The organism is Oceanobacillus senegalensis (genome assembly GCF_900176885.1).
Lineage (GTDB): Bacteria > Bacillota > Bacilli > Bacillales > Amphibacillaceae > Oceanobacillus > Oceanobacillus senegalensis.
The window spans coordinates 2678444-2699165 of sequence record NZ_LT839648.1 but is presented as its reverse complement, the minus strand read 5'-3'; the positions used below and the strand labels follow the sequence as shown (position 1 = coordinate 2699165).

At 35.2% G+C, this 20722-nt stretch carries 17 protein-coding genes and 5 pseudogenes; 9 read left to right on the top strand and 13 right to left on the bottom strand.

All coding sequences use genetic code 11. The annotated features are described in order from the left end of the window. Positions 1-109 precede the first annotated feature (109 nt). Entirely contained in the window at positions 110-1330 is a 1221-nt protein-coding gene (locus tag CAO17_RS12985; RefSeq protein WP_085991018.1) for an ISL3 family transposase, read from the top strand. Between the two features lie 46 nt (positions 1331-1376). On the opposite strand, the pseudogene CAO17_RS21700 reads toward CAO17_RS12985, so the two are convergent. Both CAO17_RS21700 and CAO17_RS12975 read right to left on the bottom strand, forming a co-directional pair. Next, positions 1377-3797 (bottom strand): annotated as a pseudogene (locus CAO17_RS21700) (Tn3 family transposase); the annotation flags it as partial. Positions 3798-3831: 34 nt separating this feature from the next. Next, positions 3832-4215: pseudogene (locus CAO17_RS12975) on the bottom strand (recombinase family protein); the annotation flags it as partial. A 75-nt stretch (positions 4216-4290) separates the two neighbouring features. Here CAO17_RS12975 and CAO17_RS22130 point away from each other — a divergent pair. After that, a pseudogene (locus CAO17_RS22130) lies at positions 4291-4796 on the top strand (transposase); the annotation flags it as partial. A gap of 765 nt (positions 4797-5561) precedes the next feature. Here CAO17_RS22130 and CAO17_RS12960 read toward each other — a convergent pair. From CAO17_RS12960 to CAO17_RS12950, 4 genes and pseudogenes are all read right to left on the bottom strand, one after another. Then, positions 5562-6338: a hypothetical protein gene (locus CAO17_RS12960; RefSeq protein ID WP_085993149.1), complete on the bottom strand. Its 777-nt coding sequence runs from the start codon at positions 6336-6338 to the stop codon at positions 5562-5564. Beyond that, a complete protein-coding gene (locus tag CAO17_RS21915; protein ID WP_281252935.1) occupies positions 6338-6472 on the bottom strand; it encodes a hypothetical protein in 135 nt (44 codons plus the stop codon). The genes CAO17_RS12960 and CAO17_RS21915 overlap by 1 nt, the downstream gene beginning before the upstream one ends. 108 nt (positions 6473-6580) lie before the next feature. Further along, positions 6581-7366, bottom strand: coding sequence for a DUF4158 domain-containing protein (locus tag CAO17_RS12955; RefSeq protein WP_425435916.1), 786 nt, complete (start codon positions 7364-7366; stop codon positions 6581-6583). 52 nt (positions 7367-7418) lie between these two features. Then, positions 7419-7802 (bottom strand): annotated as a pseudogene (locus CAO17_RS12950) (recombinase family protein); the annotation flags it as partial. Positions 7803-7877: 75 nt separating this feature from the next. Between CAO17_RS12950 and CAO17_RS22125 the strand changes: the two are divergent. Then, positions 7878-8383, top strand: a pseudogene (locus CAO17_RS22125) (transposase); the annotation flags it as partial. Between the two features lie 765 nt (positions 8384-9148). Here CAO17_RS22125 and CAO17_RS12935 read toward each other — a convergent pair. Together CAO17_RS12935 and CAO17_RS21910 are read right to left on the bottom strand one after the other, a co-directional pair. Continuing rightward, positions 9149-9925, bottom strand: coding sequence for a hypothetical protein (locus CAO17_RS12935; protein ID WP_085993149.1), 777 nt, complete (start codon positions 9923-9925; stop codon positions 9149-9151). Further along, entirely contained in the window at positions 9925-10059 is a 135-nt protein-coding gene (locus tag CAO17_RS21910) for a hypothetical protein (protein WP_281252935.1), read from the bottom strand. Before CAO17_RS21910 ends, CAO17_RS12935 begins: the two co-directional genes overlap by 1 nt. Before the next feature lie 240 nt (positions 10060-10299). Here CAO17_RS21910 and istA point away from each other — a divergent pair, with 240 nt between their 5' ends. Both istA and istB (CAO17_RS12925) read left to right on the top strand, forming a co-directional pair. Further along, a complete protein-coding gene (gene istA, locus CAO17_RS12930) occupies positions 10300-11838 on the top strand; it encodes an IS21 family transposase (RefSeq protein ID WP_245831844.1) in 1539 nt (512 codons plus the stop codon). Between the two features lies 1 nt (position 11839). Beyond that, on the top strand, positions 11840-12613 hold the full coding sequence (gene istB / locus CAO17_RS12925) for an IS21-like element helper ATPase IstB (protein ID WP_085990945.1): 774 nt from the start codon (positions 11840-11842) through the stop codon (positions 12611-12613). 55 nt (positions 12614-12668) lie between these two features. Here the strand turns inward: istB (CAO17_RS12925) and imm47 are convergent, their stop codons facing one another. The 3 genes from imm47 to CAO17_RS12915 form a co-directional block, all read right to left on the bottom strand. Further along, a complete protein-coding gene (imm47, locus tag CAO17_RS20770) occupies positions 12669-12821 on the bottom strand; it encodes an Imm47 family immunity protein (RefSeq protein WP_245831724.1) in 153 nt (50 codons plus the stop codon). A gap of 411 nt (positions 12822-13232) precedes the next feature. Then, a complete protein-coding gene (locus tag CAO17_RS12920; protein WP_143833687.1) occupies positions 13233-14708 on the bottom strand; it encodes an amidase in 1476 nt (491 codons plus the stop codon). A gap of 471 nt (positions 14709-15179) precedes the next feature. After that, positions 15180-15545: a SecY-interacting protein Syd gene (locus CAO17_RS12915; RefSeq protein WP_085990944.1), complete on the bottom strand. Its 366-nt coding sequence runs from the start codon at positions 15543-15545 to the stop codon at positions 15180-15182. Positions 15546-15606: 61 nt separating this feature from the next. Here CAO17_RS12915 and CAO17_RS12910 point away from each other — a divergent pair, with 61 nt between their 5' ends. Together CAO17_RS12910 and istB (CAO17_RS12905) are read left to right on the top strand one after the other, a co-directional pair. Then, positions 15607-16569 carry a transposase gene (locus CAO17_RS12910; RefSeq protein WP_179151953.1) on the top strand — a complete coding sequence of 321 codons (963 nt, stop codon included), beginning with the start codon at positions 15607-15609 and terminating at the stop codon, positions 16567-16569. 1 nt (position 16570) lies between these two features. Continuing rightward, positions 16571-17344 carry an IS21-like element helper ATPase IstB gene (istB, locus tag CAO17_RS12905; protein WP_085990945.1) on the top strand — a complete coding sequence of 258 codons (774 nt, stop codon included), beginning with the start codon at positions 16571-16573 and terminating at the stop codon, positions 17342-17344. Between the two features lie 55 nt (positions 17345-17399). On the opposite strand, the gene CAO17_RS12900 is transcribed toward istB (CAO17_RS12905), so the two are convergent. Together CAO17_RS12900 and CAO17_RS12895 are read right to left on the bottom strand one after the other, a co-directional pair. Next, positions 17400-17909, bottom strand: a complete 510-nt coding sequence (locus CAO17_RS12900) for a hypothetical protein (protein WP_085993147.1) — start codon at positions 17907-17909, stop codon at positions 17400-17402. 754 nt (positions 17910-18663) lie between these two features. After that, positions 18664-19326, bottom strand: coding sequence for a hypothetical protein (locus tag CAO17_RS12895; RefSeq protein ID WP_085993146.1), 663 nt, complete (start codon positions 19324-19326; stop codon positions 18664-18666). A 691-nt stretch (positions 19327-20017) separates the two neighbouring features. On the opposite strand from CAO17_RS12895, the gene CAO17_RS12890 reads away from it, so the two are divergent. Further along, positions 20018-20509: a DUF2975 domain-containing protein gene (locus tag CAO17_RS12890; protein WP_085993145.1), complete on the top strand. Its 492-nt coding sequence runs from the start codon at positions 20018-20020 to the stop codon at positions 20507-20509. A gap of 10 nt (positions 20510-20519) precedes the next feature. Then, a partial coding sequence (locus CAO17_RS12885; protein ID WP_085992203.1) for a helix-turn-helix domain-containing protein occupies positions 20520-20722 on the top strand: 203 nt, incomplete at its 3' end.

The window sequence follows — 20722 nt, the reverse complement described above, 5'->3', positions numbered from 1 at the left end:
GGCTCTAAAATATATGTTGGGGTTTTAATAAAATTTAAGCATAAAAAAACACGCAAGCTCCTATATCCTTTAAACTTGAATTGACGAGAAACAAGTGGATAGGAGTTGCGTGTATATGTATTTTAACATGAAATTACCTGGATTAGAAGAAATGAAAATAACGAAAACAGAGGAGATAGAGGGATCCTTTCATATTCATGTTCAGTTGCCAAAAAAACCTCATAAATGCCCTTCTTGTGGGGAGATAACAGAGCGTATTCATGATTATCGAGTGCAAAAAATTCAGCATTTAAAATTGTTTGAACGTAGAACCTATATTTTTTATCGTAAGCGTCGTTATAGGTGTGAGTGTGGAAAGAGGTTTGTAGAAAACAATAATATTGTCTATCGTTATCAGCGACATACGGTGGAATGGAATCAGGCGTTAGGTTTTCGAGTGATAAAGGGGAAGAATTTCAAGGATACTGCTGCCCAATTTCATACGTCATCCAATACAGCTATGCGACGTTTTGATAACGTATCAGCTGGTAAATTACGTGAGGTTAAAGCTCTGCCACGGGTAATAGCGATCGATGAATATAAGGGCGATACAAATAAAGGTAAATATCAGACCATTATCGGTAATGGTGAGACAGGTGAGCCTTTGGATATTCTTCCTGATCGGTCCGTAAAAACGGTGAAAAAGTATCTACAGGAAAAGGGAGAAAAAGTAGAAATAGTCATTATGGATATGAGTCATAGCTTTAAATCAGCTGTTCAACAAGCATTGGGGAATCCTATTATTATAGCGGATCGATTTCATTTCTGTCGTTATATTTATTGGGCACTCGAACGTGTGCGAAGACGAGTTCAAAAAGAATTCCACCCTTATGATCGTAAAAAGTGCAAGCGAATGAAGCATGTATTTTATAAGCATTATGAAGCCCTTAGCGCAAAACAACATTGGTACTTAGAAAGATATTTAGGGTTATCAGAAGATTTGAGAACAGCTTATGGGTTAAAAGAATCTTATCGAACTTGGTTTGAAGAAGCAAAGAAAATAGGAAAAGATAATATGAAAGAGGTTAAAGAAGGGCTGTATCAGTTTTATACGCAAGTAAAAGATGCGGGTTTAGAGGAATTTGAAAAAGCGATACAGACGCTACAAAATTGGCAACCTGAAATATTGAACAGCTTTGCCTTTGGGTATAGTAATGGGTTTATTGAAGGATTGAATAATCAAACAAAGGTTATCAAGAGAAATGCCTTTGGATTCAAGAGATATGATCGATTGAGATTAAGGGTATTATTACACCATCAATTTAAATCCGTAGCCAATTCAATAGGTTAAAGGGGTAGGAGCTAATAGCCCCACCCCAACATTTGACTTAGAACCTTATTTTAGTGTTAATTTTACCCCGAATTATCCCTTTTAAATTGGAAAAGTTGTTGGGAGACGATATAGTAAATAATTTTGTATCACTTATATCCCTTAGTCTTGGAGCGAAGCGAAACCCTAATAAATGACTTAATCCAAAAACTTGATCAGTATAACCAGCTGTATCAGTGTAATGTTCCTCAATTGAAAGGTCAGATTCATGATGTAATAATCCATCTATCACATGTACAGCATCTCTGGCATTCGTATTTATTACTTTTGCATAGAAAGAAGAGAACTGATCACTAGTAAATCGATAAATCGTTGTACCTTTCCCCGTCCCATAATGTGGGTTTGAATCTGCGTGTAACGATGATACACCTACAGGAACACGCATACCATCAGAAGACGAAGTTTTTCCATCTCCCCAATATGAAGCCATAGAAAGACGATGTTGATAATTTACTAGTGTAGCTTGGGCATTAGTCAGTGCATCTTCATGTAATCTCCATTGCATAACATTAGCCATCTGACGATATGAAATATCTGGAGTAGCATCTGCCATTTTAGTTAATCCAATATTTGTACCCATAGCCATTAAAGCAGCCATAACGATGGATTTTTCCTCACCTTTTGGTGGTTGATTTGATGAAGCGTGTGTGAAAGACTCATGAAACCCAGTCCATTTTGCAACTTCCATTAATAAATCAGTGAGTTTAACTCTTGGAAGCATATTATAAAGAGATAAGCTAAAATTTCTAGATTCTTCAGGTGTATCGGCTTGTAATCTCTCAACATGTATTTTTTGTTTTTCTATGTTGATACTTTCAATCTTATCTATATTCTTTGAAATCCATTGAAGTTTTGTGTCTAAAGTATCAATTCTCTCCTGAATATACTTATCAAAACTGACATTAACAACTAGCTTAGTTCCTTTGACTTTTTATAATTCCCAATCGTCTTTAGATACTAAATACTCTTCAAAATCCTGATGTAACCGACTACCTTCAACCCAAACATCTCCTGAACGGATGTAATTTTTGAGTTCTGTTAAAGCTGCCATTTCATAATATTGACGATTAATGTTTCCTTCATCATCAAAAACATGTTTTTGCCAACGTTTAGGAACAAAATCTAAAGGTGAACCATCAGGAATTTTCCTTTTCCCAGAATCATTTAATTCACTTATGGTTTCTAATGCTTTCAATAAAGACTCTGCTGATTTAGTCGATTTAAAGTTTAAAGACTCTAATAGACTAGGTGTATATTTCCTTAAATAATTAAATCGAGTTTTGATTAAATCCAAATAGTCATAATCCATTGGTCTTGATAACACTTTCGCTTCTTCAATGGATTCCACGATCTTCTCCCAAGGCATTACTTTTTTTAGTGCTACATAAGGATCCATTCCCTTTTCCTTAGCAGTAATTAAAGCAGCACCAATATCTGCATAATGCACAACTTTTTCATTTACTGATTTACCATTTTGTTTTTGCATTTCTTCCTGAGTTTTTCTGCCTTTAGCTTGTAACACCATCATTTGCCTGTCATGAATTTCAATAGCATGATCAGTTAGGTCTTGAGAGAGAGTTAATAAGTGGGCGATCAATAATGCATATCTCTTTTCTTCTTTAAATCGTCTAAAAGAATGAGGTTCATATCTTGATCCAATTCGAGCCAATTGTAAAAGTTTATTAGAATGTATTAATGAGGTTTCCACTGTAATATTCATTTCTTTGATATACTTTAATCTTTGTATGACCTTTAAAAATGAATCTGGTGATGATTGACCGGGAATTTCTCTAAGCCAAGCCAATTTTGTTTTATTATTCTTTACAGTTAAATCAATCAGTTTTTCTAATCCATGCTTATGACTCCCTGAAAGATTACGATTTAAAATGGAATAGATTTTCTTCTCTGCACGGGTCTTTGCAAGCCAAACCATTCTCTCAATTGTTGGAATTGCTGGCAGTATTATTTTTTCCTTGCGTAATACATCTATTGCATTGCGAATTAAATACACGGTGTTCCCATTCTCTAATGCTAAGTTTAAAAGAGCATTCGAAGTTTTACGATAATCGTTCTTATTAAAATTTCTATATCCATAGACTTGGCGAATTTCTTCTAAATGCTCACGCCTTGTTGTATCTCGTTTTGCATAATAAGAAAAAACTTCTGGATTTACTTCAATTTGTTTTGCAACATATGCAGTTAGGTTGTCAGGTATTTCTACCATGCTATTTAATGTACAACCGGGGTTTCTTAAAATGCATAATTGAAGTGCGAATCCTAGCCTATTATGATCTCTTCTATGTCTATTTATTACTTCAATATCGTAGTCTGATAGGCTGTAATAAGAAGTAAGCTCAAAGTCTGATAAATTATTAAGATTTAAGATGTCTTTTCTTTGTTCAGGTGTCAATAATTCTTTTACACTCAAGTGAATCCATCCTTATCGATAATTTTAGTAGTACCTATTTTACTTTATCTAAGTATCTATACAATGAGGTTTTACTGACTCCTGTTGCTTCTGTAATTTGTTTAATTGTGTAATCCTTGCTCATATACATTTTTATCGCCATTTTTACTTTGTCGCTTTTTTTAGTAGGTCTTCCTCCTTTTCTTCCCCTAGCACGTGCTGCTAGAAGACCAGACTTTGTTCTTTCGCTTATAATATCTCGTTCCAGTTCAGCAATACTTGCCATTGTACGAAAGAAAAATTCCCCCATTGCGGTTGAAGTATCGATACTGTCAGAAATAGATACAAAATCGACTCCTAAATCGTTGAATAGTTCACTAAGTTCAATTAGATGTTTTGTAGAACGAGAAATACGATCAAGTTTATATACAACAATTTTGATGTTAGTCTAATAATTGGACACAGAGAATGGGGATTTTTATACTATAAATAATAGTTTCTAGGAGTGTCCAAAATGACTAAACGTTACGATAAAGAATTTAAACTTTATGCTGTCAAAATGATAGTAGAAGATGGTAGAAAGGTTGCAGAAGTCGCAAGGGAATTAGATTTAGTACCTCAAACACTGCATAAGTGGGTGACTAAATATAAGGAGGAGCAGGAAGATAGTTTCGTTGGTAGTGGAAATTTAAGCCCGAATAATAAAGCGGAGTACGAAAAAGACAAACGGATACGTGACTTGGAAGAGGAGGTCGCTATTTTAAAAAAGGCTATGGGCATCTTCGCAAAAAACCAGAAGTAGTTTATGACTTCATTGAAAAGCACCGACACGAATTCCGTGTAGCGAAGATGTGCGAAGTATTAGGTGTTTCTAAAAGTGGTTATTATGAGTGGAGAGATCGACCTCAGAGTGACCAGAAAAAGCGTAAAGAAAAACTTACTGCACAAGTAAAACGCATATTTTTTGAATCTCAAAGAAGATATGGGAGTCCTAATTATGGTGGACAACTCAAGCAACAAAGACGTTAACAAACCATAGGGTATACTACTATATTGATACTCTTTTGGATGACGATGATTACAGTGTTATGATTATCTCGTATACATGTTTCAAAATCTCTTAAGGCTATAAATTCTCATTTCCCTGATTTGCCCCCCTATGTGAGTTAAAGTAAGTATTGCGTATCTGAAATGATATTGATACCCTTGAGAAGGGAAAAACATTAGGGAGTCGTACAGGTTGGGGGATTATCAAGGGGGTTAACAAAATTATATGATTATAGATTATTTCAAGCTAAATATTAGGTCATTTTTAATTCACTTATTTATATTATTCGTAGGAACAACCATTATTACCGTAACGTGGAGTGGTCCTAAAAATAATGGTGTTTTTGCATCTTTTATTACAATTATTATACTATATTATATATTTGGATACGCTTTAGAAATTCAAAATAACCATTTTAAAAACCTATTATCTGTTTCTTTTCTTTTAATAATTAACCTTATCCTCTTGTTTCTTTCAGTATCTGATGCCAGCAGATATAAATCAATCTTCTATACTAAATAGTTTTATACTGTTTAACAAAATTCCATTTTTATTGATCTCAGGGTGGAAAGATTGGAATTTTCCTTATTTAATTTGTATTTTACCATCCTTTCTCCTATGGAGTGGTTTAATGTCCAAAATATACGCACGTAAAATATTTAAACATTTAATTAAATAGATGAAGTTCACAGTAAAAAAACTCCAGAAGGAAAAGATGCCTTCTGGAGTTTGGTATGTTATCCGTTGAATCTATATGAAGGTTCCACGTAAGGATAATCAAATTTTTCTGGATATACAAATGGGTAATTCCAGTCTGCTTTCCCAGGCGCATTGCCTCTCCAGCTTTCCACGGCTTCATAGCTTGGTCCATCTTGGAAATAGCACCAAGGGTCACCGATTTCTCCACTACATTGACCTGCCACCTCGCCAGATTTATGTTTGTGAGTTCTAGCTACTCGAACTTTGAAATCATCTTGATAAGCTAGTCCTTTATCTAGATAAGTACCACTATAATACCAATTTCCTTTGTTAATTAGGGCAAACCATCCAGATCCAAGATTAGCACCTGGTTCTTGAAGACTATCAGAAAAGGTGGTGTCTATATAGCCATAAGGCATTTCGTTAATCCAATAAACACCTTCAGTACTATCGCCAGACATTCTATCTTCTGCCATTGGACCTGTTCCCCATACATAAGGACCATTAGCTGGACCATAGTTATCGTAACCATCAAATCTAATAGAAATCTCCAGTCCAGAAGGTGAATATCCATTGTAAGCTTGATCTTTAAAATAAGCATCTAATGGTTGGGATTCGTCCCAGAAAAGACTATGCTGCACAAATCTACCTTCAGGAACTTGTGGATTATAATAGTCAACAAAAGTATCAGTAGTTCCAAATCGTGGTGCAATTTCTTTTGCATTAAAATTATGTTGACCATCATCCGCAGAAACTTTAGAAACAAATAACAAACTCAATAGCAATACTAATAAGACTAATTGCAACTTTTTCATTACTTAACTCCCCCTTTTTTCCAGGCATCAGGAGTTTCAAGTAAAATAGGTTTATCTTTTAATCCTTCAGTATTTTGTGATATAGCGATTCTTACCGTATTACTTTTATTTAATTCAGTATCTTTTGGTAACATATCCTTTAGATTTTTGGCTTTCGATTCTACAGTTAATCCATAAACTTCTTGTTCGTTATTAGACTTAAGATAACTGTTTAACTCATTCTTTTTGACAGAATGTAACTGCTAAACTAGACTCAACACTTTTCCACAAATAAGANTTCGAGCCAATTGTAAAAGTTTATTAGAATGTATTAATGAGGTTTCCACTGTAATATTCATTTCTTTGATATACTTTAATCTTTGTATGACCTTTAAAAATGAATCTGGTGATGATTGACCGGGAATTTCTCTAAGCCAAGCCAATTTTGTTTTATTATTCTTTACAGTTAAATCAATCAGTTTTTCTAATCCATGCTTATGACTCCCTGAAAGATTACGATTTAAAATGGAATAGATTTTCTTCTCTGCACGGGTCTTTGCAAGCCAAACCATTCTCTCAATTGTTGGAATTGCTGGCAGTATTATTTTTTCCTTGCGTAATACATCTATTGCATTGCGAATTAAATACACGGTGTTCCCATTCTCTAATGCTAAGTTTAAAAGAGCATTCGAAGTTTTACGATAATCGTTCTTATTAAAATTTCTATATCCATAGACTTGGCGAATTTCTTCTAAATGCTCACGCCTTGTTGTATCTCGTTTTGCATAATAAGAAAAAACTTCTGGATTTACTTCAATTTGTTTTGCAACATATGCAGTTAGGTTGTCAGGTATTTCTACCATGCTATTTAATGTACAACCGGGGTTTCTTAAAATGCATAATTGAAGTGCGAATCCTAGCCTATTATGATCTCTTCTATGTCTATTTATTACTTCAATATCGTAGTCTGATAGGCTGTAATAAGAAGTAAGCTCAAAGTCTGATAAATTATTAAGATTTAAGATGTCTTTTCTTTGTTCAGGTGTCAATAATTCTTTTACACTCAAGTGAATCCATCCTTATCGATAATTTTAGTAGTACCTATTTTACTTTATCTAAGTATCTATACAATGAGGTTTTACTGACTCCTGTTGCTTCTGTAATTTGTTTAATTGTGTAATCCTTGCTCATATACATTTTTATCGCCATTTTTACTTTGTCGCTTTTTTTAGTAGGTCTTCCTCCTTTTCTTCCCCTAGCACGTGCTGCTAGAAGACCAGACTTTGTTCTTTCGCTTATAATATCTCGTTCCAGTTCAGCAATACTTGCCATTGTACGAAAGAAAAATTCCCCCATTGCGGTTGAAGTATCGATACTGTCAGAAATAGATACAAAATCGACTCCTAAATCGTTGAATAGTTCACTAAGTTCAATTAGATGTTTTGTAGAACGAGAAATACGATCAAGTTTATATACAACAATTTTGATGTTAGTCTAATAATTGGACACAGAGAATGGGGATTTTTATACTATAAATAATAGTTTCTAGGAGTGTCCAAAATGACTAAACGTTACGATAAAGAATTTAAACTTTATGCTGTCAAAATGATAGTAGAAGATGGTAGAAAGGTTGCAGAAGTCGCAAGGGAATTAGATTTAGTACCTCAAACACTGCATAAGTGGGTGACTAAATATAAGGAGGAGCAGGAAGATAGTTTCGTTGGTAGTGGAAATTTAAGCCCGAATAATAAAGCGGAGTACGAAAAAGACAAACGGATACGTGACTTGGAAGAGGAGGTCGCTATTTTAAAAAAGGCTATGGGCATCTTCGCAAAAAACCAGAAGTAGTTTATGACTTCATTGAAAAGCACCGACACGAATTCCGTGTAGCGAAGATGTGCGAAGTATTAGGTGTTTCTAAAAGTGGTTATTATGAGTGGAGAGATCGACCTCAGAGTGACCAGAAAAAGCGTAAAGAAAAACTTACTGCACAAGTAAAACGCATATTTTTTGAATCTCAAAGAAGATATGGGAGTCCTAATTATGGTGGACAACTCAAGCAACAAAGACGTTAACAAACCATAGGGTATACTACTATATTGATACTCTTTTGGATGACGATGATTACAGTGTTATGATTATCTCGTATACATGTTTCAAAATCTCTTAAGGCTATAAATTCTCATTTCCCTGATTTGCCCCCCTATGTGAGTTAAAGTAAGTATTGCGTATCTGAAATGATATTGATACCCTTGAGAAGGGAAAAACATTAGGGAGTCGTACAGGTTGGGGGATTATCAAGGGGGTTAACAAAATTATATGATTATAGATTATTTCAAGCTAAATATTAGGTCATTTTTAATTCACTTATTTATATTATTCGTAGGAACAACCATTATTACCGTAACGTGGAGTGGTCCTAAAAATAATGGTGTTTTTGCATCTTTTATTACAATTATTATACTATATTATATATTTGGATACGCTTTAGAAATTCAAAATAACCATTTTAAAAACCTATTATCTGTTTCTTTTCTTTTAATAATTAACCTTATCCTCTTGTTTCTTTCAGTATCTGATGCCAGCAGATATAAATCAATCTTCTATACTAAATAGTTTTATACTGTTTAACAAAATTCCATTTTTATTGATCTCAGGGTGGAAAGATTGGAATTTTCCTTATTTAATTTGTATTTTACCATCCTTTCTCCTATGGAGTGGTTTAATGTCCAAAATATACGCACGTAAAATATTTAAACATTTAATTAAATAGATGAAGTTCACAGTAAAAAAACTCCAGAAGGAAAAGATGCCTTCTGGAGTTTGGTATGTTATCCGTTGAATCTATATGAAGGTTCCACGTAAGGATAATCAAATTTTTCTGGATATACAAATGGGTAATTCCAGTCTGCTTTCCCAGGCGCATTGCCTCTCCAGCTTTCCACGGCTTCATAGCTTGGTCCATCTTGGAAATAGCACCAAGGGTCACCGATTTCTCCACTACATTGACCTGCCACCTCGCCAGATTTATGTTTGTGAGTTCTAGCTACTCGAACTTTGAAATCATCTTGATAAGCTAGTCCTTTATCTAGATAAGTACCACTATAATACCAATTTCCTTTGTTAATTAGGGCAAACCATCCAGATCCAAGATTAGCACCTGGTTCTTGAAGACTATCAGAAAAGGTGGTGTCTATATAGCCATAAGGCATTTCGTTAATCCAATAAACACCTTCAGTACTATCGCCAGACATTCTATCTTCTGCCATTGGACCTGTTCCCCATACATAAGGACCATTAGCTGGACCATAGTTATCGTAACCATCAAATCTAATAGAAATCTCCAGTCCAGAAGGTGAATATCCATTGTAAGCTTGATCTTTAAAATAAGCATCTAATGGTTGGGATTCGTCCCAGAAAAGACTATGCTGCACAAATCTACCTTCAGGAACTTGTGGATTATAATAGTCAACAAAAGTATCAGTAGTTCCAAATCGTGGTGCAATTTCTTTTGCATTAAAATTATGTTGACCATCATCCGCAGAAACTTTAGAAACAAATAACAAACTCAATAGCAATACTAATAAGACTAATTGCAACTTTTTCATTACTTAACTCCCCCTTTTTTCCAGGCATCAGGAGTTTCAAGTAAAATAGGTTTATCTTTTAATCCTTCAGTATTTTGTGATATAGCGATTCTTACCGTATTACTTTTATTTAATTCAGTATCTTTTGGTAACATATCCTTTAGATTTTTGGCTTTCGATTCTACAGTTAATCCATAAACTTCTTGTTCGTTATTAGACTTAAGATAACTGTTTAACTCATTCTTTTTGACAGAATGTAACTGCTAAACTAGACTCAACACTTTTCCACAAATAAGGGTAAACAGTATTCTACAATTAAGACTAAACAGTTTACTAATTTTACCTACCTTTCGGTATACTTTAGTAGAGTATGTCGAAAGGGAGAGAAACAGGGAGTGGAAAAGTGGATGGTTTACCAAGAGATACATCGTTTAAAGAATTTGGGATTCTCAAACAGTAAGATAGCAAAGAAGTTAAAGATTTCTAGAAACAGAGTAGTAGAGTATTTAAGTATGACACCAGAAGAGTTCACTGAATTTATTGCATCACTACAAAACAGAACAAAAAAGCTAGATCCCTACAAGGATGACATAATGATTTGGTTAAAGGAACATCCAGATATGTCGAGTTCTCAAATTCACGATTGGCTGCAAGACAAATTGGATGTGAAGTCAGTGGCTGAGAATACAGTACGTAACTACGTCAATGACTTAAGAGAAAAATATCATATACCGAAGGAAACGGTGGCTCGAATGTATGGGACGGTTGAAGAACTTCCAATGGGAAAACAAATGCAAGTGGACTTTGGAGAAACTTTTGTATACATGGATTCAGGGCAAAGAAAGAAACTTTATTTAGCTGGATTTATATTATCGCATTCAAGATTTAAATATGTAGAGTGGTTAGATCGCCCCCTACGTACAGCCGACTTAATTAAAATGCAGGAAAATGCATTTCAGTATTTTGGAGGGATGACTGAAGAAATTGTTTATGACCAAGATCGTTTATTAGCAATCAGTGAGAATGCCGGAGATTTAATCCTTACGGAATCTTTTACTAAATATCATGAAACTAGAAGGTTTAAGATATATCTGTGTAGGAAAAGCGACCCGGAGTCAAAAGGGAAAATTGAACAAGTCATAAAATATGTGAAGAACAATTTTGCGAAGCACCGTATTTACAAAGATTTAATATCGTGGCAGCAATCATCCTTGAAATGGTTGAAAAGAACGGGAAACTATAAGGTCCATCATAATATAAAGAAAAGACCTTTCGAAGTGCACGCCCTCGAAAAGCAGCATCTCCAAAAGGTCAATGGAAATTATATTTTTGAAAATATCTCATCTATTAATATAACAAGAAAGATTCATAAAGACAATGTTATCCGTTTTGAAGGAAATAGGTATAGTGTTCCGCTCGGAACATTTCAAAATGGTGGAGAAAATATTGCTTACGTATCTTTAGCTGGAGAGGATTTAAGCATCTCCCTCCACCCCAATGGTAATCCCATTGGCACACATAAATTGTCTAAGGAAAAAGGAAAAGTCATTACAGACCCTACGCATCGACAGAGATCTCAAACAAAAAGAGAAAAATTAGCGGAACAGGTGATGGAAAAGTTAGCTGATATGGAAGATTCAAATTGGCTCATCAAGACTTTGCATAAGCAATATCCAAGGCACACGATTGATCAATTAAAAGTAGTCCTTAAAGCTGTAGAACAATACCCACTTCATATCGATAATGCCGTAAAAGAAATGAAAAGACTAGGACTAACTAGTGCCAATGACTTAAGGGATATCGCAATTTCATTGGAGATTCAAAATAGTAAGCAATTGCCCAAAAAAGAACTAATCAATGAGAAGTATAAAGATATCACAGCCCCTGAGCGTAATCAGGATATCTACCTTCAAGTACTGCAAGGAGGTAAATAAAATGACAGATTCTTATAACGAACTTCAACAAAAGTGCAGAACGCTTAGACTAGCAGAAACCGCAAAGGAACTCCCAAATATGCTTAGGGAAGCTGAATCGAAGGGGTGGACCTACTATGAATTCATTAATCAGTTACTAGGATATGAACTTTCTTGTCGTGAAGAGAAAAATCGTAGTAAGTTAATGAAATGGGCAGAATTTCCACAACCATTAACACTAGAACAATTTAATTTGGAAGAGCAATCGGCGATTGGTGACAAACAGTTAAATGTACTTAAAGAGCTATCATGGGTAGAAGAAAATTTCACATTAATCATGATGGGACCACCTGGGGTTGGTAAAACCCATTTATCAACCGGGTTAGGCATCTACGCGGTTAACCAAGGGTATCAAGTTTCTTTTGTATCTATGGATCACTTAATCTATATATTAAAGACAAGAGAGTATATAAGCAAATCAAGAACAAGGTACAAACGGATTACTGCATCGGATTTAATTATCATTGACGACGTCATGTATATGGCTTATGAGGCACAGGATGCCCAACTATTCTTTCAATTTATCTATGATATGTATGACAAGACAGCGTTCATTTTAACGTCTAATAAAGGTCCAAGTGAATGGGGGAAATTTTTGGGAGATACAACATTAACAACGGCGATCTTAGATCGCCTCCTTCATAGAAGTGAAATCATTACATTCGATGAAAATCAAGACAGTATTAGAATGAAATACAGACGAGCCTTATTTGAAGAAACAGGTGTTGAATCTTAATTGTGGGAAACTGTTGAACCTTAATTGTGGAAAATTGTTTAATTATACTTGACGGTTACATCAATACGTCTTTTTGCGAAAAGTCCCCTGTTTTATATATTTCTATTAAATCCAATAAAACCTCTTTCTCTGAGCTTGCCTTCAAAATATTTTCTTTCATTTCAAATTGGGAATGCGTTGGTTTTTCTCCAAACCATATACTATTCATAAGATTTCCCACTTCTATCATCATACACCTACTTTCATTCATAGCTTTATCTTTTTACATTTTCTCGTTCTAAAAAGATGTCCGTTCCTCACTACCACTTTATCACAAGCAGTATTGGGCAACGGGCATCTTAATCATCAATCCTACAGCGGCTATGGCTCCTGTTATCATTTCATTAAAAGGGACATTAATAGAATTATAAGTTTTGTAAAAACTGTGAACATTAGTAATAAAAAGCGGTGTATCATTCTTAGGTGATACGCGGTTTTCACCCCTTTTCCTCCAAAATAAAAACAGATTGTCGACAATTTATCAACAATCTGTTTTTTATACGATAAGATATAAATGATTGAAATAAGGTGTCCGCTTCGTTAGCTAATACCTTTCCAACAAATAGATTCAAATTATGAATTAAATATTTGATACATGTACAGCAGGTTTCTTGCCGTGATTCCATTTTCCGTTTAGTGCGCGCTCAATCTGGGCACCGAGTTGAAGAAGCAATCCATCGTCTCCTTGCCGGGTTAGCGCATGAATTCCAAGTGGCATCCCATTCTCCAGCTCAGCCATTGGCAATGAAATGCCTGGAAGGCCACACAGATTAGCAATCGGCGTATAAGAGAATATGCTCCAAAGGTTTTCGAACCAGTCTAAAACTGATGGGTTATCACTTATAGTCAAGTACTCCTTCGTACCAATCAATGGCGTAGGTTTGGCCATTGTCGGGGTAAGGATAATATCCCAATCCTGAAAGAAGGTTCCAAGCTGACGAGAAGTTTCGTTAAACAGTGCTTGCATCTTGGCACGCTCCGTATAGGAGGCATCACGCCCTTCCTCCCAGACGCGAATACACATCGGTTCAATAAGGTCAGCAGGCGGCTGTTCCAATCCTTTTTGCTCTAGTATAGTAGAAATCGTTTGCGCAAATTTCATGATATAGGCTGCGGTTTGTGCTTCATAGGATGCATGTAAATTAACATCCGGAATTACCCACTCAACATGATGGCCAAGTCCCTCAAGGAACCTTGCTGCCTTTTCCAATTCTGAAACAATATGCGGAGTGGCACGGTAATCACCCCATTCGTGTGAGACAGCAATACGAAGCTTTCCTGGATCACGTTGGATTAGCTCTGAGTATGGTTGCTTCGGCATCCAATAAGGCATGAACTCACCAGATGCTCCACCTCTACAACTATCTACAAAGGCAGCTGTATCACGAATAGTTCGAGTGTGGCACCCCTGTGCAGAAACCACATTCATCAAGTCCGAACTGTTGGGAGCTGGTGAAAAAACGCCCCGAGACGGTTTCAGGCCAATGTTGCCGTTGACACCTGCAGGAATTCGAATGGAACCACCGCCATCCGTTGCATGCGAGATAGGAACGATCCCGGCTGCAACCGAAGCTGCCGTTCCAGCTGAGGAACCACAAGTTGTATAGTCAAGATCCCACGGATTTCGTGTAATGTAAACGTCCGGATTTTCAGCAGAACTACAGAGCCCAAACTCTGGTGTTGTCGTCCGACCGATGATATTAAGGCCAGAATTCCGAATCTTTTTTGTTAGGAAACTATCAGATGTAGAACGATTTCCCTTCATCAATAGAGAACCCATTTCTTGTAGACGCCCTTTGAGGGTAGGTCCTAAGTCCTTCATTAAATATGGCACCCCTGCAAAGACTCCCTCAGTGTTCATCCCATCCTTGGTTGGGTCATCGACTACATCATCAAAAACCTCAATTACGGAATTGATTTCAGGATTTAAGGCGTTGATGCCACTCGCTGCCTGTTGAGCCACTTCTTGCGGGGTAATTTCACCATTATGTACTAATTCGGCAAGGCCTATCGCATCAAGCCTAGACCATTCATTCCAGTTCATCACTAATTTCACGATGCTTCACTCCTTCTAGGTTTGTTCAGATTTATTTTTATATTCATATTTATAATTATACTACAGAACAGGGGGGAACAGGTACACCATCCGTTTTTACTGATTGGCTCTTCGAAACTATTTAGATATTCTGATTCATAGATCTACTATGTGAATTATAAAGTAGATACCCTTGTCAGAGTGGGGGTTCATAACATGGTGACTTTCAAAGCAATGAAAATATAAGGGATTTCAGCACCTCAACTTTTGCAACAAAGCGGTCGATGTCCCCCGTTAAAGAACCGTCCTTATAGGTTTCCCTCATTATACGTATCTACTTTTCAAAGCTTCATTGAAAAGTAGATATGTTATACCGAACGGGGTACCTATGCTGTCCCTATGCTCCTTTTGTCATAATGATAGCTGTTACTACCTGTTCAATTATTATAGTTTGAAGAACAGTTTCTTACACCCGATTATAAGTGTGCGTCACTAAGAATCCAGGTTCCCCTTCCATAGCCTAAGATTATTTATTAATGCAGCTATGTCATCTATCATATATTCAAAGTTTTTCCTTTCAAAATCCTCTAAATAAACCTTACCAGAGCTATTGTCGATTACTACCAATAAACCGTTCCCCTCCATACCTAAAGGAATATAATTTAATTTATTCTGATGATTATTCCTATATCCATTTAATAGATCACTAAATGAATTTAATTCATAATCTGGTAAAACAGGTTCTAATTTGACATAATAGTTTTTGATAAACCCGTCCAACTCTGCAAACCAATAAGAATTAAAATACTCAACTATCGAGTTGTGAAATTTTATTCCGAACTCGTTCTCCAATTCTATTAAATCATATAGCGTNGACTTAATTAAAATGCAGGAAAATGCATTTCAGTATTTTGGAGGGATGACTGAAGAAATTGTTTATGACCAAGATCGTTTATTAGCAATCAGTGAGAATGCCGGAGATTTAATCCTTACGGAATCTTTTACTAAATATCATGAAACTAGAAGGTTTAAGATATATCTGTGTAGGAAAAGCGACCCGGAGTCAAAAGGGAAAATTGAACAAGTCATAAAATATGTGAAGAACAATTTTGCGAAGCACCGTATTTACAAAGATTTAATATCGTGGCAGCAATCATCCTTGAAATGGTTGAAAAGAACGGGAAACTATAAGGTCCATCATAATATAAAGAAAAGACCTTTCGAAGTGCACGCCCTCGAAAAGCAGCATCTCCAAAAGGTCAATGGAAATTATATTTTTGAAAATATCTCATCTATTAATATAACAAGAAAGATTCATAAAGACAATGTTATCCGTTTTGAAGGAAATAGGTATAGTGTTCCGCTCGGAACATTTCAAAATGGTGGAGAAAATATTGCTTACGTATCTTTAGCTGGAGAGGATTTAAGCATCTCCCTCCACCCCAATGGTAATCCCATTGGCACACATAAATTGTCTAAGGAAAAAGGAAAAGTCATTACAGACCCTACGCATCGACAGAGATCTCAAACAAAAAGAGAAAAATTAGCGGAACAGGTGATGGAAAAGTTAGCTGATATGGAAGATTCAAATTGGCTCATCAAGACTTTGCATAAGCAATATCCAAGGCACACGATTGATCAATTAAAAGTAGTCCTTAAAGCTGTAGAACAATACCCACTTCATATCGATAATGCCGTAAAAGAAATGAAAAGACTAGGACTAACTAGTGCCAATGACTTAAGGGATATCGCAATTTCATTGGAGATTCAAAATAGTAAGCAATTGCCCAAAAAAGAACTAATCAATGAGAAGTATAAAGATATCACAGCCCCTGAGCGTAATCAGGATATCTACCTTCAAGTACTGCAAGGAGGTAAATAAAATGACAGATTCTTATAACGAACTTCAACAAAAGTGCAGAACGCTTAGACTAGCAGAAACCGCAAAGGAACTCCCAAATATGCTTAGGGAAGCTGAATCGAAGGGGTGGACCTACTATGAATTCATTAATCAGTTACTAGGATATGAACTTTCTTGTCGTGAAGAGAAAAATCGTAGTAAGTTAATGAAATGGGCAGAATTTCCACAACCATTAACACTAGAACAATTTAATTTGGAAGAGCAATCGGCAATTGGTGACAAACAGTTAAATGTACTTAAAGAACTATCATGGGTAGAAGAAAATTTCACATTAATCATGATGGGGCCACCTGGGGTTGGTAAAACCCATTTATCAACAGGGTTAGGCATCTACGCGGTTAACCAAGGGTATCAAGTTTCTTTTGTATCTATGGATCACTTAATCTATATATTAAAGACAAGAGAGTATATAAGCAAATCAAGAACAAGGTACAAACGGATTACTGCATCGGATTTAATTATCATTGACGACGTCATGTATATGGCTTATGAGGCACAGGATGCCCAACTATTCTTTCAATTTATCTATGATATGTATGACAAGACAGCGTTCATTTTAACGTCTAATAAAGGTCCAAGTGAATGGGGGAAATTTTTGGGAGATACAACATTAACAACGGCGATCTTAGATCGCCTCCTTCATAGAAGTGAAATCATTACATTCGATGAAAATCAAGACAGTATTAGAATGAAATACAGACGAGCCTTATTTGAAGAAACAGGTGTTGAATCTTAATTGTGGGAAACTGTTGAACCTTAATTGTGGAAAATTGTTTAATTATACTTGACGGTTACACAGAAGCACTATTTCTAGCTTCTTCTGATAAATTAGGATTCTTTTCATGATCCTCTAAAGATTTAATCTGATTTCTTAACATACTATTTTTCATTGATGTCATCCTATTTATCGATTCATTAAGGTTTTCATCATCTCGCGTAATATATCCTGAAGTTGCAGCATATTCACCATATTCTATTAGTTGGTGAATTTCTTTTACTTCTATATCATTTTTGTCCGCAATATTTTTTATTTGCTCTAAGGATTGTTTTCTTTCGAATGAAATATGAGCTGTTATTATTTCTGTATTAGGTTGTTTTGCAAGCCAATCTTCTCCTTGGGAAATTGCATTGTTTCTTTCTAATTTTAATTTATCGACTAGCGTATTTGTTGTGTCATTATTAGTATTATCATTCAAATCATCGACTTCAAAAGAAGCATTTGCCTCGCTATGAAGAAACAATGTCGTAATAGTCAAAACAATTGTAACAGCTGACGTTAAACCTATAGTGATTCTCTTCATATTAATAAAAAATTCCTCCCTATAAATTATTTTACCTGATTCTTTAACGTATAGTATCTAAAAACAATTGAAATCTTATAAGTATTTAAAGAGCACCTTCAACCCCTTTCCTTTTTTTAACATAATATTTTTCAGTCGCTCCTTAGTATAAACGATATTTCTTGCTAATTCATCATATATTTACATTTTTCGCAAAATTGGAAACTTATTAGCTGATTTTACTGATTATATACTATATTTTTAGTATAATTTATCATTTCTGTGGGTTTTATATGTAGAAATACTCATTATTATTATTATTTCCACAAAATTAGCTTCCACCATTCAATATACTACTTTTTTATTGTTATTTATTATTTGAACACTAACACTCGTTTGAGACAAAAAATATTTCTAAGATTGCTTGGTTCTATTATGATTATATAGATTCTAATAAAATGACACTGATAAAAGTCCATTCAGAATCTCATGATGATGGGAAGAAAGAATCCAAAAAATATCAAACTAAAACAGAGCCCTTCCATATTCACCCACCTGAAAAACAGCAACTTTCTAGTCTTAATAGATTCCAATTTTTGAGCATCGAAACTTAAGAAGTATTATAGAGGCAATATACATGCACAGAATTCTTGTAAAGGAAAAGTTCAAGACTAAGAAAATCAAAATCGACAAGTGGGTACTTGTCGATTTTGACTGTTCGCTTTGCTTTAGATCAATGGGGGACAGGCACCTTTTATGCTTTTTTCTTCAAGAATTACCATAACAAGGGGGCAGCAGTTGCAGCCGCATACCAGCCTAAGCCTGCCACAGATAACCCCCCTAAAATGGGAAGGAGTACGCCTGCAACGGATAAACCTATTTGCAAAGGGCTATTGAGGTCTATCCCCTCGCGAAATGCGGCTTGTAAATGAGAAATCGCTACCTGATCAGTTAATATGACTGGGCTCTCTACTTGAGGTGCGGCCACACCTTCCCTCACCGCATCTTCCCACGTCTTAATATTAATATTAGGAGTTGCAGCGGTTGCTTTCACTTCATATGTGTCAGCATCAGTTAACGGAATGCGAAGCGTCGGTCCCCTAATTATTGCTATCTCATCGGGAGGAATCTCAACCGTTACGGGTGGGAACACCATGCCTAGATCAATTTCAGTATCTGAAGGAGGGAGTGGGTCTGTAACCAGCTCACCGCAGATAGTGGCTTCCTTTGGTAATTCGAATGCCGGGCACATACTCGTATCTGCAACAGATACTGTTGCTTTTTGAGGACAATCATCTTCATTGAGGACTGAAACGATCACTTCTTCAGTATTCGGATTTCTTAAAATCGGCCCTGATGTTACAGTAATTGGCGTATTTCTTAATTTTTTTCTTAGTTTTTTAATTCTTTTTATTAATTTCTTTTCTTTTTTAGACATGATATGAATACACCTCCTTTCAATAAAATAAAACTTTATTACAGGATATTAACGGCTCTACTATTGTGAAACCACGGTTGTCCTGTGGTATCAAAAAGTGAATGGCACGTGGAGACGGATATTTGATCCGAAGGCAGATGATAGATTTGTCGCAGTTCTTATGGTGCCAGCTACCTCTCTTCAACTAGAACAAAACCAGCTGAAGAACGAATAGAAATAAAGTGCATTTCTTGATTAAGGAATGCTATTTTTTATTGAAAATTTAAAAGTTTAAAGTAATATATTTATAACTTTTTTCAATAATTTATTATTGTTTTACAATAAAAATTTTGTTAGAATCAATTCATGAAGAAATAAGTGAGGTGAATATATGTAATATGTATGAATACTGAAAGGAGTATCTGTAATGCTTTATGTTAAACAAGTTAATAAAATCTATGAAGGTGATGGCATTTGTTTTTAGTGTTTTCTAGTATCCAGATTTTTTATATTTCGTTGTGCGTTCCTTTCAATATAAAAAAGAATCAATGTAGATATTGGTAATACAAAAACGTTAGAAAATCTGGACTTTCTATTTCATTAAATCATTTAATATTAATTTGAAATAATAAAATTTGATATTTCTTTAAGTTTTATCAATAAATATTACTCGATAATCAATATGAAAATTAATAAAGTGAGGTGCTTTTTTATGAAACAAGTTTCAACATTATTTTTAAAAATAACTGTGATCATTATGGGGATTCCGGTTCTTGCTTTATGTATATTTGCATTACCACGGTTAGCGAAAGTAGCGATTGAGCATGCAGCAAATGGCGATACGTTAGGTTATATTGTACTTAGTATTTTAATTGTTATGTACGTGGCGACGATACCGTTTTATTTGGCATTGTACCAAACGTTAAAATTGTTAAGCTATATTGAAAAGGATCAAGCCTTCTCTCAAATGTCGGTGATAGCTCTAAAAAAAATAAAGAACTGTGCCAAAACAATCAGTGGCTTATATGTTGTAATACTACCATTAGTCTATATTGTAGCAGAGTGGGATGACGCACCAGGTCTTATACTATTGGGGATGGTAATTATTGGTGCTTCATTTGCTGTTGCAGTCTTTGCTTCTGTTCTCCAAAGACTCTTACAAAAAGCTATTGACATTAAAGAAGAAAATGATTTAACGGTCTGAGGTGAAAACAATGGCGATAATCATAAATATCGATGTGATGTTGGCGAAAAGAAAAATGAGTGTTACGGAATTATCAGAGAAGGTTGGAATTACAATGGCCAATATTTCAATATTGAAAAATGGAAAGGCAAAAGCAATAAGACTTTCAACTCTAGATGGGATCTGTAAAGCATTAGATTGCCAACCGGGAGATATTTTAGAATATAAAAGTGA

Coding starts and splice junctions, on each gene's coding strand:
- CAO17_RS12960 (WP_085993149.1), bottom strand. CDS start 6,338: ATGAAAAAGTTGCAATTAGTCTTATTAGTATTGCTATTGAGTTTGTTA.
- CAO17_RS21915 (WP_281252935.1), bottom strand. CDS start 6,472: ATGTTACCAAAAGATACTGAATTAAATAAAAGTAATACGGTAAGAATC.
- CAO17_RS12935 (WP_085993149.1), bottom strand. CDS start 9,925: ATGAAAAAGTTGCAATTAGTCTTATTAGTATTGCTATTGAGTTTGTTA.
- CAO17_RS21910 (WP_281252935.1), bottom strand. CDS start 10,059: ATGTTACCAAAAGATACTGAATTAAATAAAAGTAATACGGTAAGAATC.
- istB (WP_085990945.1), top strand. CDS start 11,840: ATGACAGATTCTTATAACGAACTTCAACAAAAGTGCAGAACGCTTAGA.
- imm47 (WP_245831724.1), bottom strand. CDS start 12,821: ATGAATAGTATATGGTTTGGAGAAAAACCAACGCATTCCCAATTTGAA.
- CAO17_RS12910 (WP_179151953.1), top strand. CDS start 15,607: ATGACTGAAGAAATTGTTTATGACCAAGATCGTTTATTAGCAATCAGT.
- istB (WP_085990945.1), top strand. CDS start 16,571: ATGACAGATTCTTATAACGAACTTCAACAAAAGTGCAGAACGCTTAGA.
- CAO17_RS12900 (WP_085993147.1), bottom strand. CDS start 17,909: ATGAAGAGAATCACTATAGGTTTAACGTCAGCTGTTACAATTGTTTTG.
- CAO17_RS12895 (WP_085993146.1), bottom strand. CDS start 19,326: ATGTCTAAAAAAGAAAAGAAATTAATAAAAAGAATTAAAAAACTAAGA.
- CAO17_RS12890 (WP_085993145.1), top strand. CDS start 20,018: ATGAAACAAGTTTCAACATTATTTTTAAAAATAACTGTGATCATTATG.